Genomic DNA, 15,196 nt, shown 5'->3' on the forward strand with positions numbered 1-15,196 from the left:
GGCCGAAGGGCCTGTTACCGGAGCGGGGAGCCTCAGGCGAAGCGCGCGGCGAGGATCACGACGTCCTCCGTGGCGTCGCTCCGGTCGAGCCCGCCGGGCAGCACCGTGCGCAGGACGTGGTCGGCGACGGCCGCCGGATCGTGCCGCGTGGCCCTCGGCACGGAGGCGGCGGCGGAGTGCAGGCGGGCGAAGGCGCGGTCCATGGAGTATCCGGTGCGGCGCAGCAGTCCGTCCGTGTAGAGGAGCACCGTTTCGCCGGGCGCGGGGCTGAACTCCACGCTCGGCGCCTCCCAGCAGGCGAGCATTCCCAGCGGCGCGGAGAGCGTCGTCTCGACGAACTCGCAGCGCCGGTCGCCGAGGATCAGCGGAGGCGTGTGCCCCGCTCCGGCCAGCACCACCTTGCGGGCAGCGGGCTCGCAGTAGGCGAACAGGGCGGTCGCGGTCCGTGCGGGCTCGGTGAGCCGCAGCAGCAGTTCCAGATCGGAGAGCACGGCGACGGGGTCCTCGCCCTCCATCACCGCGTACGCCCGCAGACCGGCGCGCAGCCGCCCCATGGCGGCCATCGCGCTCGGCCCGGACCCGCCCACGGAGCCGACGGCCAGGCCGAGTGTGCGGTCCGGCAGCGGCAGCGCGTCGTACCAGTCGCCGCCGCCGCGGGGCCCGGTGAGGCGGCGGGCCGCCAGCTGGACGCCGGGGACCCGGGGGAGCCGGCTCGGCAGCAGCTCCTCTGCGACGGCGGCGACGTCCGCGCGGGCGCGTTCCAGCTCGACCAGGCGCGCCAGGTGCGCGGTGGCGTACCGCGCGTAGAGGCCGGCGAGGTGGCGCTGCTTCTGCGAGGGCTCGCCCGGCTCGCCGTAGAACCAGACGGCCGCTCCGAGGGGGCCGGCGGCCTCCGAGGCGAGGGGGAGGGCGTGGCTCGCGGCGTGACCGAGCCGGGCGGCGACCTCGCGGTGCCGGGGGTCCAGGGCATCGTCGTCGAGCAGGTCGGGGCTGGTGACGCCGTCCGCCGTGGCCGGCCCCCCGTCGAGGACCCGGCCCAGGGCGGTGGCCTCACGCGGCACGGTCTCCATGAGCCCGAGCTCGGCGGGCGTGAGCCCGAGTCCGACGGTGGCGCGAGGGCTCTCGCCGTCCGCCGGTTCCAGAACGAGAAGCCCGCGATGGGCGCCGAGGAGGGCGGCTCCGGCGCGCAGCAGCTCGTTCAGGGCCTCGTCGAGGGTGTGCGTCCCGGCCAGTCGCTCGGTGAGTTCGTGGAGGGTGGTGAGGTCGGAGACCCAGCCCGCCAGCCGGTCCTGGATGAAGGCTCCAGGGGCTGCGGGGATCTGCGTCAGAGGGGTGGGAGTGTGCTGCGAAACCGCAACTTCTGGATTGATTCCAGCCACTTTCGGCAGGTGTGGGGCGCTCATGGCAGCCAGCTTTCCGACCGGTGAGATTCGTCGAATAGCATCGCAAACCCCTAGGTGATTCTGCGCCGCTATCAATGCATCCACATGTACACGTACAAGTCACCCGATGTCCAGCATTGTCCTTGCGAGGGTCGAGAGATTCGCGCGCTCCCAGTGTCGATGAACTTGGCCGAAAACTGCACCCCCTGGACGCTCTGCACGGTCGACTGGAGCCCCTCGAGAGGGGGCCTCCGGTGACAAGTCGCCGGGGGAGCGTCATCGAGGGCAAGCTGGGTACGTAAACGATGACGCGCGTGAGCGGTGGTGATCGCCCAGGAACCCGGCGGCGGGTTCGGGCGTCCTCACCCGTGAGGTGACGCCTCCGCCCCGGACGGCGGGGTTCGCACCAGGGACGGCAGGCACGAAGCACGCCGCCTTCTCTCCGCGGTGGCGCCCCCCGGCTCGACCCGCTCGGCTCGACCCGTACGGCTGTGCCAGGTCCGCACGGAAGCGCTCAGCCCGTTCGACCCCGTTCGGTACGACCCGCTCGACTCAGCTCAGCTCGGCTCCACCCAGATCGGTTCTATTCGGATCGGTTCCACTCGGCTCGGCACGGCTCACGCTCGGTACCGACGGCATTCCCGTACCGCAGAACTGATGAGTACGTACGCACAGCGAAGAGATACGCGCGCGGTCACACACGCGCGGTGTCATGTGGACTCGGCGTTCAACGGAAAGGAACGAGCGCTCATGCGCGAGATCCTCGGAAGGCGACGCAGGCTCCGGCTCCGGCGCAAGGAGGGAGCCGCCCGACTCGACGCGGCCCTGACCTGCGCCACGGTATGGCAGTGGCCCGTGCTCCCCGGCGTGGGGACGGCCCCGGCCGCCCAGCGCGGCGAGCGCGGCCCCGGCTGCGCCTGCCCCGAACCCGACTGCGCCGTACCGGGCGCACACCCCTTCGACCCCGGCCTGCTGGCGGCCACCACGGACGAGCGCATGGTGCGCTGGTGGTGGACCAACCGCCCGGCCGCCCCGGTGATCCTGGCGACCGGTGGCCGCGCGCCCTGCGCGGTGAGCCTGCCCGCGTCCGCCGCCGCCGGCGCGCTGACCGCGCTCGACGCACTGGGGATGCGGCTCGGCCCCGTCGTGGCGACGCCGACCCGGTGGTCGCTGCTGGTCGCCCCGTACACCTTGGAACGGCTCGGCGAACTGCTGTACGCCAAGGACTGGGTGCCCAGTTCCCTCCGGTTCCACGGCGCGGGCGGCTATCTCATCCTGCCGCCGTGCTCGGGGACCGGCGCGGGCCCGATTCGCTGGGAGCGGCAGCCTCTGCCTCCCGGAGCGGCCGCTTCCGCGCAGGCGTCCCGCCGCAGGCGTGCGAAGGGTGGCGCTCCGGAAGTCGCGGAGCCCTGGCTCCCGGATGTCGAAGCGGTCCTGGACGCGTTGGTCGAGGCGAGTACCGGTGCTCCGGGCGGCGGCAGCCGGCTCGCGTACTGACGGGCGGCGTCTGCGGGGCCGGGCGGCGGGGACGAGCGGCGGGGTGCGTGACGGCGCGTCGCCGCTCCGGCATGCCCGCGTGACGGCGCGGGGCCGCACGGCTCGGGTGGCGGGTGCGAACCGGGCGGCGGCTGGGCTTGGCCGACCGGAGCGCCGACGCGCGCTTCTGACACTCCGCCAGAAGATGCCGCGCAAGGGCATCTGACGGCCCGTCCGACGACGGAGTCGTCCTCCGCGTCGCTCTTTTCCTTCTTCGGCTTCTTCGGCCGCGCCGTCATCGCCGTCATCGCCGTCGTGGCGAGCACGCGGGCACACAAGCCGACGTCCGCCGCGACCAGACTGTTCGAACTCTCCCGGGGCAGCGATACGGGCCCTGGCGACGGCACGGGAGGTGGGAGCGCGGCTCGCGGTGGCTCGGCAGAGGGGCGGGACACCTCGGTGCGGGGCTGGGCTTCTGGGCGGGGCGGCCTCCGTGCCTGGAGGGTCACAGGGCGGGCCGCAGCCGGAAATGAGGACGCTCGGTCGCTGGCGACGGGGGATGCACCAGCGACCGAGCTTCTAGAACCGTAACAAGAGATCTGCCGTTCGCAAATTCGATCTCGCTTGCAGAACCCCCGATTTACTTACGAGTACGGCGAGTTGTGACGCGGGTCACCGTGCGGAGCGGCTCGTCGGCACTGTCAGCTGAGGGTGACCTGCCGGTTGGTGAGGCCGCCCCGGGCCCGACGCTCCTCCGCGGTCAGCGGGGCGTCGGACGCGAGAGCCGACGCCAGTCGCTCGGCGAACGCGACGGCGGGCTTCTCGCAGGCCTCTGCGCCCATCGAGGTCGGCAGGTCCCAGACCGGCACCACCAGACCGTGGGCCCGGAAAGAGCCGACCAGGCGGGTGTCCTCGCCGAGGGAAGACGTGCCCGCGGCGTGCAGCCGGGCGAGCGCGTCGAGCAGCTGCTCCTCGGGGTGCGGCATGACCCAGCGCAGGTGGTTCTTCTCCGGGGTCTCGCACCAGTACGCGGCGTCGACGCCGGACAGCAGCGTCGTCGGGATCGCGGCGGCGTTCGCACGCTCCAGGGACGCCGACACCTCGGGCGTCGCGTTCTCCGCGTCCGGCACCCAGAACTCGAACCCCGTGTGGACGTGCGGCTCGAACACCGCGTCGGGGGCGAGAAGGTCCTGGAGACGCGGCCCGTCGGCGGGCACGCGGCGTGCGGTCACCGGCGATCCGGGGGCGGCCTCCAGCGCGCGCTGGAGCGTGTCCGCGAGGTCGCGGCTGAGGTCACCGGAAGAGGTGTCGTTCTGCAGGGCGAGCAGGACGGAACCGTCGTCGCGGCGCAGCGCCGGCCATGCCATCGGCAGAACCGTCGCGAGGGTCACCGACGGTACGCCTTCGGGCAGCCCTTCCTTCAGGGTCAGCTCGACGGTGGCGGCGGGCACGAGTTCGCGCAGCGCGACCCAGTCGCACTCGCCCGCGAGTCCCTCGAAGGGGCGGTGCACGAGCTCGGTCACGGCCTGGGCGGCGGCCCGCCCGTGGCATGCCTTGTATCGGCGGCCCGAGCCGCACGGGCAGGGTTCACGAGCTCCGACGACCGGGACCTCACCCTCCTTGAGCTGCTGCTTCCCGGCCTTGGACTGAGGGCGCTTCTTGGCCATGGTGGGCATTCTCCCGAGTGCGACAGTGCGGTATCGGCGCGAGCCTAGCCGCCCAGGACGCTGCCGTGGCGCCGCGTGGGCGCCCGGGGGCGCATGCCGCTGCCGTCCGCCCCTGCCGGACGTCTCGGCCGCCGTGGCCCTGAGGATGCGGGGGCTTTGCGGGGCAGGGGCCGTGAGGGTGCAGGGGTGGTCGGGCCGGTCTCGGGCTCGTACCCCGGCTCGCGCACCGGTCGGTGCCTCGGCCGACGCATCAGTCGGCGCATCGGTCGTCCGTGCCCCAGCTCGCGCATCGGTCCGCGCCGTCGCTGCGGCAGCCGGGGCTCGGGCCTTCCGTGTTCAGCGAGTGCTCAACGTTCTGCGAGTGCTCAGCATCTCGTGGGCGCTCAGCATCTCGTCGGTGCTCGGCGCCTTGTGGGTGCTCAGCCCGCGTCGTCGAGAGCCGTGGTGTCGAGAGCCGTGGTGTCGAAGGCTCTGGAGAGGTCCAGGCCTTCGAACCCGGACAGGCCGTACCCACCGATGCCGGTCCCACCGATGCCGCCTTTGCCGATGCCGTTCGCGACCAGGTCCTCGGCGGTCAGACTGCCGTGGGCGAGGCCGTTGCGGTCGCCGTTGCGGTCGCCGTTGCGTCCGCCGGCCGCAGAGCGCTCGGCGTCGGGGGCGCCTCCGTCGACGCCGTCACCGTCGAGTCCCGGCGGCTTCTGCGAGGGCACCGTGGCCCAGACGGTGACCTCGCCGGACGTGTCGTCCCGGACGCCCCACTCCTGCGCCAGCGCGCTGATGATGTTGAGCCCCCGGCCGCCCCGGGCCGTCACCGAAGGAGTGGCCGGAACCGGGCGGGTCGGGCCGCCGCCGTCCGTGACCTCCACGGTCAGACCGCCGTTCAGGTCCACACGCCAGGCGGCACGGATGTCACCGTCACCGACGTCGGTGTGACGGCCCAGCGGCCTGCCGTGCCGACAGGCGTTGCTGAGAAGTTCGGAAAGGATCAGAACAGCGTCGTCGACGACCGCTTCCGCCACCCCGTTGCCGCGCAACTGCTCACGCATCCGGCGTCGCGCCTGCCCCACGCCGGCAGGGCCATGAGGAACGGCCATGCTCGACGAAGCGGGCACCTCTTGTGCCATCACCAACGCCACCCCCGAGACCTCCTTTGCCCCACGCCAGGGGTTGAATGCCCCACTGAGCTGCACCGGAAACCGGCCACTGCACTGTCGGTGACGCACTCGGGACGATCGAACGCGCACTGAGTGCGCCGGTGCACTCCCCGTATCAGCGCCGGTCACGCGACGCTTATCCGCTAAATGCGGCCGAGTTGGGACAGAACCTGCTTCGGGCGGTTGGTGATGATCGCGTCGACGCCGAGCTCCGCGCAGAGTTCGACGTCGGCCGGCTCGTTCACGGTCCAGACGTGCACCTGGTGCCCGGCGCGGTGCAGCCGTTCGATGTACGCGGGGTGGCTGCGTACGATCCGCATGCCGGGGCCGGCGATCCGGGCTCCGGCGGGCAGGCGTCCGTCACGCAGCCGGGGCGAGACGAACTGCATCAGGGAGACCGTGGGCAGAGCGGGCGCCGCCGTACGGACGCGGTACAGGGATCGGGCGGAGAAGCTCATGACGCGGATGGGCGACGGCTCCTCTGCGGGCGGCTCGGCCAGGCCGAAGCGGTTGAGCAGGTGCAGGAGCCGCTCCTCCACCTGCCCGGCCCACCGCGTGGGGTGCTTCGTCTCGATGGCCAGTTGCAGCGGACGCCCGCCGGCCCGCACCTCGGTGACCAGCTCCAGAAGCCGTTCGAGGGTGAGGACGGAGGTGAGCTCGCCCGGCGCCGGGTCCCAGTCGGGCGACTCCTCGCGGTCCTTCCAGGAGCCGAAGTCGAGGGTGGCGAGATCGGACAGCTCCAGCGCCGATACGGCGCCGCGCCCGTTAGACGTACGGTTCACACGGCGGTCGTGGACGCAGACGAGGTGCCCGTCAGCGGTCAGCCGGACGTCGCACTCCAGGGCGTCGGCGCCGTCCTCGATCGCCTTGCGGTAGGCGGCCAGGGTGTGTTCGGGGGCGTCGTCGGACGCCCCGCGGTGGGCGACGACCTGGATCGATGTGCGTGGTTTGCGCTGCCGTGCGTGGGTCACCCGGGTCATGGTGTCACCGCCACCGGGGTAGACGAGCACATGTCACCCTGGAGGTCTGTTTTGTCTGATGTAAAGATTGACGTGCGGATGCACAGGTCCTGCTTACAGTGACCCGACGGGCTGTGGGAAAAGCTGACCACAGACACGTGCACAGCGGATTTCTTGCCGAACGCCGACTGGATGCCGAGTGGAACCGAGGAGCAAAGAGCTGTGAGCACCGAGAACGAGGGCAACGAGGGCAAAGCGGTACCGGCCGTGCCGCCTGTTCCGCCCGCACCTCCCGTGCCGGCGGCCCCTCCCGAGTCGGCCCCTGACGGAACCACACCGCCGTCGACGGCGGCTCCGGCTGAGGAAACCGCGCACACCGCGGGCCCGCACGCCCCCGGCCCGCACCCCCCTGTGCCGGAGGCCCCGGCGCACGCGGAAGCGCCGCGTCACAACCCGACGCACCAGGGCTCTCCGGCCGCCCCCACGGCTGCCCGTCCGACCGCCTCCCAGCCGCCGCAGCACACCCCTTACGGCGCGGCGCCCGAACCGCCCGCCGGAGCCGCCGACTGGCCGCCACCCCCGCCCGCGATCCCGGCGTACGCCGGCGGGGGCCCCGGCCACTCGTCCGGCGGAACCGGGGACGGCAGCGGCCACGGCCCGGCCTGGGGCGCTCCGGCCCCGTCCGGGTCCCAGCCGGCGCGCGCCAAGCGCCGGGGCGGCGGGCTGGTGGCGGCGGTGGCCGTGGCCGCCCTCGTCGCGGGCGGTGTCGGCGGCGCCCTCGGCTATGTGGCGGCCGACCGCAACGACGACCGGTCCTCCGGAGGGTCGACCACCATCTCGGCGTCGGACACCCCCAGGGACCTGAAGCGCCCCGCGGGCACGGTGGCCGGAGTCGCGGCGGAGGCGCTGCCCAGCGTGGTCACCATCGACGCGCAGGGCGGCCGCGGCCAGGGCGGCACGGGCACCGGCTTCGTGTACGACAAGGAAGGCCACATCCTCACCAACAACCACGTGGTGGCCTCCGCCGCGGAGTCCGGCGAGGTGTCGGCGACCTTCTCCGACGGCAAGGAGTACGCCGCCGAGGTGGTCGGCCGGGCGCAGGGCTACGACGTCGCCGTGCTCAAGCTGAAGAACCCGCCCGCAGGTCTCGAGCCGCTGCCGCTGGGCAACTCGGAAAGCGTCGCGGTCGGCGACTCGACGATCGCGATCGGCGCCCCCTTCGGCCTCTCCAACACGGTCACCACCGGCATCATCAGTGCGAAGAACCGCCCGGTGGCGTCCGGAGACGGCTCCAGCAACAAGAACTCGTACATGAGCGCCCTGCAGACCGACGCGTCGATCAACCCGGGCAACTCCGGCGGCCCGCTGCTGGACGCGACCGGCGCGGTCATCGGCATCAACTCCGCCATCCAGTCGACCGGCGGCGGGCTCGGCCAGTCCCAGGCCGGCTCCATCGGCCTGGGCTTCGCGATCCCGGTCAACCAGGCGAAGAACGTCGCCGACCAGCTGATCAAGACCGGCAAGCCGGTCTACCCGGTGATCGGCGCGACGGTCACGATGGAGGAGAACGCGGGCGGCGCGGCCATCTCCCCCGAGGGCGCGGGCGGCACCCCGGCCGTCACCCCGAACGGCCCGGCCGACGAGGCGGGCCTGAAGGCGGGCGACGTGATCACCAAGTTCGACGACACCGTGATCGACAGCGGCCCGGCCCTGATCGGTGAGATCTGGACCCGCAAGCCCGGCGAGAAGGTGACCCTGACGTACGAGCGCGACGGCAAGACGGCCACGGCCGAAGTCACCCTGGGCAAGCGCGAGGGCGACAGCTGACCGGCTAGGCTGTCCCACGCGTCGAACCGAGCCCCACGCGGGCCGGACGACCCATCGGCCTGCGCGGCCCCGGGGTCGCCGACGCGGGGTGGGTTGCCCGAGCGGCCTAAGGGAACGGTCTTGAAAACCGTCGTGGCAGCGATGTCACCGTGGGTTCAAATCCCACACCCACCGCAGGTGTTGGCGGCCCCTGATCAGGTAGTTCGGTCAGGGGCCGTCCTTCTGTCCGCTCCCCCGTGATGGCCCTTCGCTCCCCGCTGTCCCCCGCGCGACCGGGCACGGGAGGGGCGCGAGGCCTTCTGGTGCGCAGCTCTGTGCGGATCGGTCAGCGACAGGCATGCCGGTCTTGCCCCGGCCCCGAGGGGACATCAGGCTCACTTGGGCCAACAGCGTAAAACGCATTCATGCCCGGCATTCCACACCTCTGCGCTGGTTTATATGGGGACAACGAACGCATTCGATTGGATGTAGGCGGATTTCCCGGGTGCCTTCGTAGAGGGTTCCGGCCAGTCTGGGATGGGAGCTGAAGGCCCGGTAACAGCCCTCGTCTTCAGGCGGGTGCCACGAAGCAGACGGCGTCGACCTGCTGGCCGCCGAAGGCGTGGACGGCCTCACCGATGCATTGCCAACCAAGGCGCTCATAGAGGCGGATCGCGGCCGCGTCCTTCGTCAAGACCTCCAGCACCAAGCGTAGGCGCCTCGCTCGGGCGTAGGCCGTAGCGGCTTCCACGAGACGTTTGCCGGCGGATTCCTTACGCGCTTCACGCGCCACGAAAAGTCGGGCCAGCACCCCGATGCGGGAGTCGTCGTCACCGCTCTTCTCTCTCCAGAGACGGGCCACTTCTTCACCCGGCTGCGGACTGTTGATGGCGACATGCCCCACCACACCCCCGTCGACCTCTGCGACCCACGCCGCCAGAAGCCCTTCTGGAGAGAGCCATGCCTGTGGGTCCTCCACTCCTTCGACCGGGTACCCATCGGATTCGTGTACGGCGGTGAGAACGGTCGCCGCCTCCGCAAGGTCGCGTGACTCGCGCGGGCGAACTGTGGCTGTTGGCATGGGTGTCCCCTCCATCGCGGTCTACTCAACCGGCAGTTCGTGGAGCAGTCCTGGTTGGTCGGCTCGGTGCATCTACCCGGAGACCTCGAACGGCTGCACGTCTTGATCAAGAATGGTGCGGGCAGACAACCCCGTGAAGAATCCCGACAGCCGCCCCATGGCGGAGCACGGCCGCCAGAGGCGGGGCGTATGCCAAGTTTGCCCGGTCACCGCGGATTGCCGTGCAACCAGCCGTGGCTGGGGCGGCCGGCCCACCGGAGCCGAGGGGCCGGTTCAACCAGCTCTGCGGTGTGCGTGCCAGGTGGCGGCGGCACTAGCGAGGCGCAGGGTCCACGGGCCGGGATCGGCGTTGCTGATCTCGGACCAGACGTTGGCGTTGGCGGCGGCGAAGGCGGTGATGCCCTCGGCTGGGGCGGTGGGCCAGGCGGGGATCTCGGCTGCCCACTCTTCGGCCGATGCGGGGGTGTGCCCGGAGGCGATGAGCCAGATGATCCAGTAGCCGGCGTCGAGCCAGGCCGCTCCGCGGGTGGCCCAGGCCCAGTCGACCAAGCGGGCCCGATCGCCCTGGGGGGCGTGATCGTCGACGAGAACGTTGGCGTCGTTCAGGTCGGTGTGGAGCAGGTGGGCCCCGGCGAAGAAGCGGAGGTCGTCGGGGTGGGCGGCGTAGTTCTCCAGGCGCTGTTCGGCATGGCGTAGCTCGGTGCCGGGGCAGGGGGTCTCGCCGAGGCGGCGCAGGAGGGCGGCGACTTCGGGGAGGTGAGGGGAGCCGGGGAAGTAGTCGGCGTGGTGGCCGTCCAGGGCCTCGAAGCCGAGGAGGTCCCAGCCGGCGGTCTCGACACGCCAGCGGAGGGCGGGGGCCAGGCCGGTGAGGAAAGGGGCGACGGTGGCCTCCCGGCGCTGGGTCCAGGCGCGGGGATGGTCGGTGCGCAGGCCCTTGATGTGCCAGGCGCCCGTGGCGGAGGTGACGCGGGCCGCGATCTCGCTGTTGAAGCCTTCGGCCGTCTCCTCGACCGTGAGGAAGGGTCCGGTGCGCTCTTCGACGGCGGCGCGAGCGGCGGGCGGCAGTCGGTCGAGGCCGATGCGGATGGTCGCCATGGGGCTTCACTCCTCCACGGGTTCGGGCATGTGGGTGCGCAGTGGTGCGGGGACTTCAGGTGGAAGAACGTCCCGAGGCCCGCGTGGTTCTGTGCGCCCGGTTGTCCACCGGTAGGGGTCGTCGTCAAAATGATCTTGCATTAGGGATCGCGAAGTCGTGATACGCCGCCATGAACTGTCCGATGCCGAGTGGGACCTCCTACGCCCGTTGCTGCCCCGGCCTGTGCTGGGGCGGCAAGGGCTGGACGACCGGTTGGCCCTCAACGGGATCGTGTGGAAGTTCCGCACCGGTGTCCCCAGGCGGGACGTGCCGGAGCGATACGGCCCGTGGACCAGCCTCCGTACCCGGTTCCGCCGCTGGGCGGCGGACGGGACGTTCGACCGGATGCTGCAGGCCGCCCAGGCGAAGGCCGACGCGGCGGGCGACATCGACTGGCTGGTGTCGGTCGACTCCACCATCGTCCGTGCCCACCAACACGCCGCCGGGGCCCGAAAAGAGGGCACCAGAGCTACAAAGCGGCCGCCACCTTCGCATCGATCCTGATGCGGGCCTGACACTTTGACGACAACTCGTAGTACGTCGTGGCAGCGTCACCACCGTGGGTTCGCATCCCACCGTCGGCCCGTCGGCCCGTCCTGCGGTCCGCCCCGCTCCACCGTGAGCCGGGCGGCGGAGGCGATCGTGGTGCGGGCCTCGTGGGCCGGCAGGCCGGTGCGTACGGCGGCTGCGGTGAGGGCGTCCGCCAGGGCGTCGCCCAGGCCGTGTTCGTAGGCGCGGCAGGCGGCCCAGAACAGGCGGGTGTTGCGCTGGCCCTCGTGGGCCGCCAGGACGAACTGCACCAGGCCCTCGCCCCGGCGGGTCCGAGCGCCTTTCGGGGCGTGGCCGGAGTGCGGGCCCGGGGCGGGGCCGGCTGTGGCGCCGGCGGCCCGGGGGCGGGCGGATGGCGGCGTGAGCAGGCGGAGGAGGGCGCGAGGGCAGGGGGCCGGGGCGAGGTGGGCGGTTCCGGGGGCCAGGCGGTAGCTGCCGTGGGCGGTCACCGAGCCGGGGCCGACCAGGTAGCCGCCGGTGCCGCGGACGTCGATGCCCGGGGCGAGGTGGCCGGCGGAGTTCGGGACCGTCATGTCGGCGGGGCCGGTCAGCCAGAGGTGGCGGCCACCGCTCGGGGTCAGCACGGTGACCGTCGGCGGGATGGTGAACAGGTGCTGGAGGGCCAGTTGCCGCAGTGCGCCCGTCGAGTCGCCGCCGTGCGCGGGGCCCACGTCCAGGTCGATGCCGATGAGGCGGTGCGGCGCCCGGCCGCAGGCGATGCCGTAGCCGGTGGCCCGGGGCGCGACGGCGAAGAGCGCGCGGACCACCGCGGGGTCGGTGGTGGCGTCGTGCACCCCGTGTCCCGGCAGCCCGCACTCGCCCCGGCAGCGCACGGGCTGCCGCTCACCGTGGTGCGGAGACCGCAGGGCGGGGAGCTTGGTGGCGGAGAGGGGGAAGACGGGAAGCCCGCGCCGCGCGGCGGCGAGCGCGTGGGCGAGGGCCAGGGCGGGGGTCTGCCGGTCGGTGGTGGCCATGAAGCCATTTTCGTATATGTGTTCGAGTTAAGGAAGGGAGGGTGGTCGAAGGGGGCTCGGTCGGTCGAGGAAGGCCGGCGGCGTACTTCTGGCGGAGCGCTTCCGCAACGCTTCCGGAGCGTGCCGGCGGGCAGCCGCCCCTGCACCGCCCCCACCCCGCCCCGCCCCCACCCCGGCTCTGCGCCTGGCTCCGCGCCTGGCGTCGGGCTCCGGTCGCGCGACGTCGCCACCGGCCGCCCCCGTAACCCGCCGGCACCACTCCCGGCGTCCCGTCGGCCGCCCCCGCGACCCGCTGGCCGCACCCCCGGCGTCCCCTCGGTAGCCCCCGCGACCGGTTCCGCGGCGGCCACGGCGGCCGGGGCCGCGGCCACGCCCCCGACCCCAGCCGCCCCCCACCCGGGCCCGGACCCTGACTCTCGGTGCGCGGCCCGTCCACCTTCAGGAGGTGGAGGGCACACCGCCCCTACAACCTGAGGCGGACGGTGCTTCGGGACCTGGGGCCGATCCGTGCGGCGGCGCCCGCTTCTAGCGTGGAGGTATGACCACGCCAGTCTGCACGGGCGCCTCCAGGGTGGCCTCTGCCACCGCCGCCGGCCTCCCTCACCCGCCCTACGCGTCGTTCTCCTCGTACGTACGGGCCCGGGGGCCGGTCCTGCTGCGTACCGCCCGGTCGCTCACCGCGAACCCGTGCGACGCGGAGGACCTGTTGCAGACGGCGCTCGCCAAGACGTACGTCGCGTGGGAGCGGATCGAGGACCACCGGGCGCTGGACGGCTACGTCCGCCGGGCCCTGGTGAACACCCGGACATCGCAGTGGCGCAAGCGCAAGATCGATGAGTACGCCTGTGAGGAGCTGCCCGAGCGGGAAGCTGCCCCGGCGCCCGACCCGGCCGAGCAGCAGGCGCTGCATGACGCCATGTGGCGGGCGGTGCTCAAGCTTCCGGACCGGCAGCGTGCGATGGTCGTCCTGCGTTACTACGAGGATCTCAGCGAGGCGCAGACGGCTGAGGTGCTCGGGGTGTCGATCGGTACGGTCAAGAGTGCCGTCTCCCGCGCCCTCGGCAAACTCCGTGAGGACCCGGAGCTGACACCTGCCCGCTGAAACCGGTTCGCTGACGCCGGCCCGCTGAGGCCGGTTCACTGTCGCCGGCCCACTGTGGCTGATTCGCTGATGGTGCCCCGCTGGCACCGGGCGGTCGGCCCGTCATTCCGGAACGGGCCCTCCCGCTTGGCTCCCCGACAGGAAAATCCTCCCGCGAGTAGTGACATACCGATCGGTATGTGCGCAGAATCAGCGCAACCTTACTGCCGCGTAGCGCCCATCGGGAGGACGCCGTGCTGAGCACCATGCAGGACGTACCGCTGACTGTCACCCGCATCCTGCACCACGGGATGTCGATCCACGGGAAGTCGCAGGTCACGACCTGGACCGGCGAATCCGAACCGCATCGGGCGAGCTTCGCCGAGATCGGGGCCCGAGCGACGCGCCTGGCCCATGCGTTGCGTGACGAGTTGGGAGTCGACGGCGACCAGCGGATCGCCACCCTCATGTGGAACCACGCCGCCCACCTTGAGGCCTACCTCGGCGTTCCCTCCATGGGCGCCGTGCTCCACACCCTGAACCCGCGGCTGCCCGTCGAGCAGTTGGCGTGGATCGTCAACCACGCGGACGACAAGGTGGTGCTCGTCGACGGGACGCTGCTGCCGCTCCTCGTGCCGTTGCTGCCCCATCTGCCGTGCGTCGAACACGTCGTCGTCGTCGGTCCGGGGGACCGCTCCGGCCTCGCCGACGTCACGCCGCGCGTGCACGATTACGAGGAGCTGATCGCGGGCCGCCCCACCACGTTCGACTGGCCGGAACTGGACGAGCGCCAGGCCGCGGTCATGTGTTACACGTCCGGCACCACGGGTGAACCCAAGGGCGTCGTCTACTCCCACCGCTCCATCTACCTGCACTCGATGCAGGTCAGTTTGCCCGAGTCGATGGGGCTCACCGACGCGGACACGACCCTCATCGTCGTGCCGCAGTTCCATGTGAACGCCTGGGGCCTGCCGCACTCCGCCTTCATGACCGGCGTCAACATGCTCATGCCGGATCGTTTCCTCCAGCCGGCGCCGCTCGCCGAGATGATCGAGCGCGAGCGCCCGACGCACGCCGCAGCGGTCCCCACCATCTGGCAGGGCCTGCTCGCCGAGGTCACCGCCAACCCGCGCGACCTCACCTCCATGGCGAACGTGACCATCGGCGGCGCGGCCTGCCCGCCCTCGCTGATGGAGGCGTACGACAAGCTCGGCGTCCGGCTCTGCCACGCCTGGGGCATGACGGAGACCTCGCCGCTGGGCACCGTGTCCCACCCGCCCGCCGGGCTGAGCGCGGAGGAGGCGTGGCCGTACCGCGTCGCCCAAGGCCGCTTCCCGGCCAGTGTGGAGGGGCGGCTGGTCGGCCCCGGCGGTGAGGCCCTGCCGTGGGACGGCGCCTCGGCCGGCGAGCTGGAGGTCCGGGGCCCCTGGATCACCGCCTCCTACTTCGGCGGCGCCGACGGCGAGAACCTGCGCCCGGAGGACAAGTTCAGCGAGGACGGCTGGCTGAAGACCGGCGACGTCGGCGTGATCAGCCCCGACGGCTTCCTCACCCTCACCGACCGGGCCAAGGACGTCATCAAGTCGGGCGGCGAGTGGATCTCCAGTGTCGAGCTGGAGAACGCGCTCATGGCCCACCCGGACGTCGCGGAGGCGGCGGTCGTCGCCGTGCCGGACGAGCGGTGGGGCGAGCGGCCGTTGGCCACCGTCGTGCTCAAGGAGGGCGCCACCGGGACCGACTACGCGGCCCTCCAGGCGTTTCTCGCCGAGTCGGGCGTCGCCAAGTGGCAGCTGCCGGAGCGCTGGTCGCTCATCGCGGCCGTGCCGAAGACGAGCGTCGGCAAGTTCGACAAGAAGGTGATCCGGAAGCAGTACGCGGAGGGCGAGCTGGAGGTCACCCACCTCTGACGCGCCCGCAGCGCCCCCATGCGCC

The 15,196-nt window shown here is 72.2% G+C and carries 12 protein-coding genes and 1 tRNA gene; 6 read left to right on the top strand and 7 right to left on the bottom strand.

Annotated elements, in window-relative coordinates; translation table 11 throughout:
• Nucleotides 1–32: 32 nt before the first annotated feature.
• Nucleotides 33–1,403, bottom strand: a complete 1,371-nt coding sequence (locus V9U70_RS24915; RefSeq protein ID WP_336678716.1) for a PP2C family protein-serine/threonine phosphatase — start codon at nt 1,401–1,403, stop codon at nt 33–35.
• Between the two features lie 729 nt (nt 1,404–2,132).
• On the opposite strand from V9U70_RS24915, the gene V9U70_RS24920 reads away from it, so the two are divergent.
• A complete protein-coding gene (locus tag V9U70_RS24920; protein WP_336678717.1) occupies nt 2,133–2,879 on the top strand; it encodes a bifunctional DNA primase/polymerase in 747 nt (248 codons plus the stop codon).
• Between the two features lie 680 nt (nt 2,880–3,559).
• Here the strand turns inward: V9U70_RS24920 and V9U70_RS24925 are convergent.
• From V9U70_RS24925 to V9U70_RS24935, 3 genes are all read right to left on the bottom strand, one after another.
• Nucleotides 3,560–4,525: a DUF5926 family protein gene (locus V9U70_RS24925; RefSeq protein WP_336678718.1), complete on the bottom strand. Its 966-nt coding sequence runs from the start codon at nt 4,523–4,525 to the stop codon at nt 3,560–3,562.
• A gap of 419 nt (nt 4,526–4,944) precedes the next feature.
• Complete coding sequence (locus V9U70_RS24930; protein WP_419724022.1) at nt 4,945–5,619, bottom strand: ATP-binding protein; 675 nt, start codon at nt 5,617–5,619, stop codon at nt 4,945–4,947.
• A 203-nt stretch (nt 5,620–5,822) separates the two neighbouring features.
• Nucleotides 5,823–6,659, bottom strand: coding sequence for a glycerophosphodiester phosphodiesterase (locus V9U70_RS24935; RefSeq protein ID WP_336678721.1), 837 nt, complete (start codon nt 6,657–6,659; stop codon nt 5,823–5,825).
• A 201-nt stretch (nt 6,660–6,860) separates the two neighbouring features.
• Here V9U70_RS24935 and V9U70_RS24940 point away from each other — a divergent pair, with 201 nt between their 5' ends.
• Nucleotides 6,861–8,465, top strand: a complete 1,605-nt coding sequence (locus tag V9U70_RS24940) for a S1C family serine protease (protein WP_336678723.1) — start codon at nt 6,861–6,863, stop codon at nt 8,463–8,465.
• Nucleotides 8,466–8,552: 87 nt separating this feature from the next.
• Nucleotides 8,553–8,639, top strand: a tRNA-Ser gene (locus tag V9U70_RS24945).
• A gap of 376 nt (nt 8,640–9,015) precedes the next feature.
• On the opposite strand, the gene V9U70_RS24950 is transcribed toward V9U70_RS24945, so the two are convergent.
• A complete protein-coding gene (locus V9U70_RS24950) occupies nt 9,016–9,525 on the bottom strand; it encodes a GNAT family N-acetyltransferase (protein WP_336678725.1) in 510 nt (169 codons plus the stop codon).
• A 273-nt stretch (nt 9,526–9,798) separates the two neighbouring features.
• Nucleotides 9,799–10,620: an aminoglycoside phosphotransferase gene (locus V9U70_RS24955; RefSeq protein WP_336678726.1), complete on the bottom strand. Its 822-nt coding sequence runs from the start codon at nt 10,618–10,620 to the stop codon at nt 9,799–9,801.
• A 157-nt stretch (nt 10,621–10,777) separates the two neighbouring features.
• On the opposite strand from V9U70_RS24955, the gene V9U70_RS24960 reads away from it, so the two are divergent.
• A complete protein-coding gene (locus V9U70_RS24960; protein ID WP_419724023.1) occupies nt 10,778–11,164 on the top strand; it encodes an IS5 family transposase in 387 nt (128 codons plus the stop codon).
• Nucleotides 11,165–11,211: 47 nt separating this feature from the next.
• Here the strand turns inward: V9U70_RS24960 and V9U70_RS24965 are convergent, their stop codons facing one another.
• A complete protein-coding gene (locus tag V9U70_RS24965) occupies nt 11,212–12,183 on the bottom strand; it encodes a bifunctional DNA primase/polymerase (protein ID WP_336678727.1) in 972 nt (323 codons plus the stop codon).
• A gap of 538 nt (nt 12,184–12,721) precedes the next feature.
• Here V9U70_RS24965 and V9U70_RS24970 point away from each other — a divergent pair.
• Both V9U70_RS24970 and V9U70_RS24975 read left to right on the top strand, forming a co-directional pair.
• Nucleotides 12,722–13,285 (top strand): SigE family RNA polymerase sigma factor, encoded by a 564-nt coding sequence (locus tag V9U70_RS24970; RefSeq protein WP_336678729.1) that lies wholly within the window; start codon nt 12,722–12,724, stop codon nt 13,283–13,285.
• 233 nt (nt 13,286–13,518) lie between these two features.
• Nucleotides 13,519–15,171, top strand: coding sequence for a long-chain fatty acid--CoA ligase (locus V9U70_RS24975; protein WP_336678731.1), 1,653 nt, complete (start codon nt 13,519–13,521; stop codon nt 15,169–15,171).
• The last annotated feature ends 25 nt before the right edge of the window (nt 15,172–15,196 follow it).

Origin of the sequence: Streptomyces pratensis, from assembly GCF_037137275.1 — a bacterium.
GTDB classification, from domain to species: Bacteria; Actinomycetota; Actinomycetes; order Streptomycetales; family Streptomycetaceae; genus Streptomyces; species Streptomyces pratensis_B.

Excerpts from the sequence above, each read along its gene's own strand:
- V9U70_RS24915 (WP_336678716.1), bottom strand. The coding sequence starts at position 1,403 with ATGAGCGCCCCACACCTGCCGAAAGTGGCTGGAATCAATCCAGAAGTT.
- V9U70_RS24920 (WP_336678717.1), top strand. The coding sequence starts at position 2,133 with ATGCGCGAGATCCTCGGAAGGCGACGCAGGCTCCGGCTCCGGCGCAAG.
- V9U70_RS24925 (WP_336678718.1), bottom strand. The coding sequence starts at position 4,525 with ATGGCCAAGAAGCGCCCTCAGTCCAAGGCCGGGAAGCAGCAGCTCAAG.
- V9U70_RS24930 (WP_419724022.1), bottom strand. The coding sequence starts at position 5,619 with ATGGCCGTTCCTCATGGCCCTGCCGGCGTGGGGCAGGCGCGACGCCGG.
- V9U70_RS24935 (WP_336678721.1), bottom strand. The coding sequence starts at position 6,659 with ATGACCCGGGTGACCCACGCACGGCAGCGCAAACCACGCACATCGATC.
- V9U70_RS24950 (WP_336678725.1), bottom strand. The coding sequence starts at position 9,525 with ATGCCAACAGCCACAGTTCGCCCGCGCGAGTCACGCGACCTTGCGGAG.
- V9U70_RS24955 (WP_336678726.1), bottom strand. The coding sequence starts at position 10,620 with ATGGCGACCATCCGCATCGGCCTCGACCGACTGCCGCCCGCCGCTCGC.
- V9U70_RS24965 (WP_336678727.1), bottom strand. The coding sequence starts at position 12,183 with ATGGCCACCACCGACCGGCAGACCCCCGCCCTGGCCCTCGCCCACGCG.
- V9U70_RS24970 (WP_336678729.1), top strand. The coding sequence starts at position 12,722 with ATGACCACGCCAGTCTGCACGGGCGCCTCCAGGGTGGCCTCTGCCACC.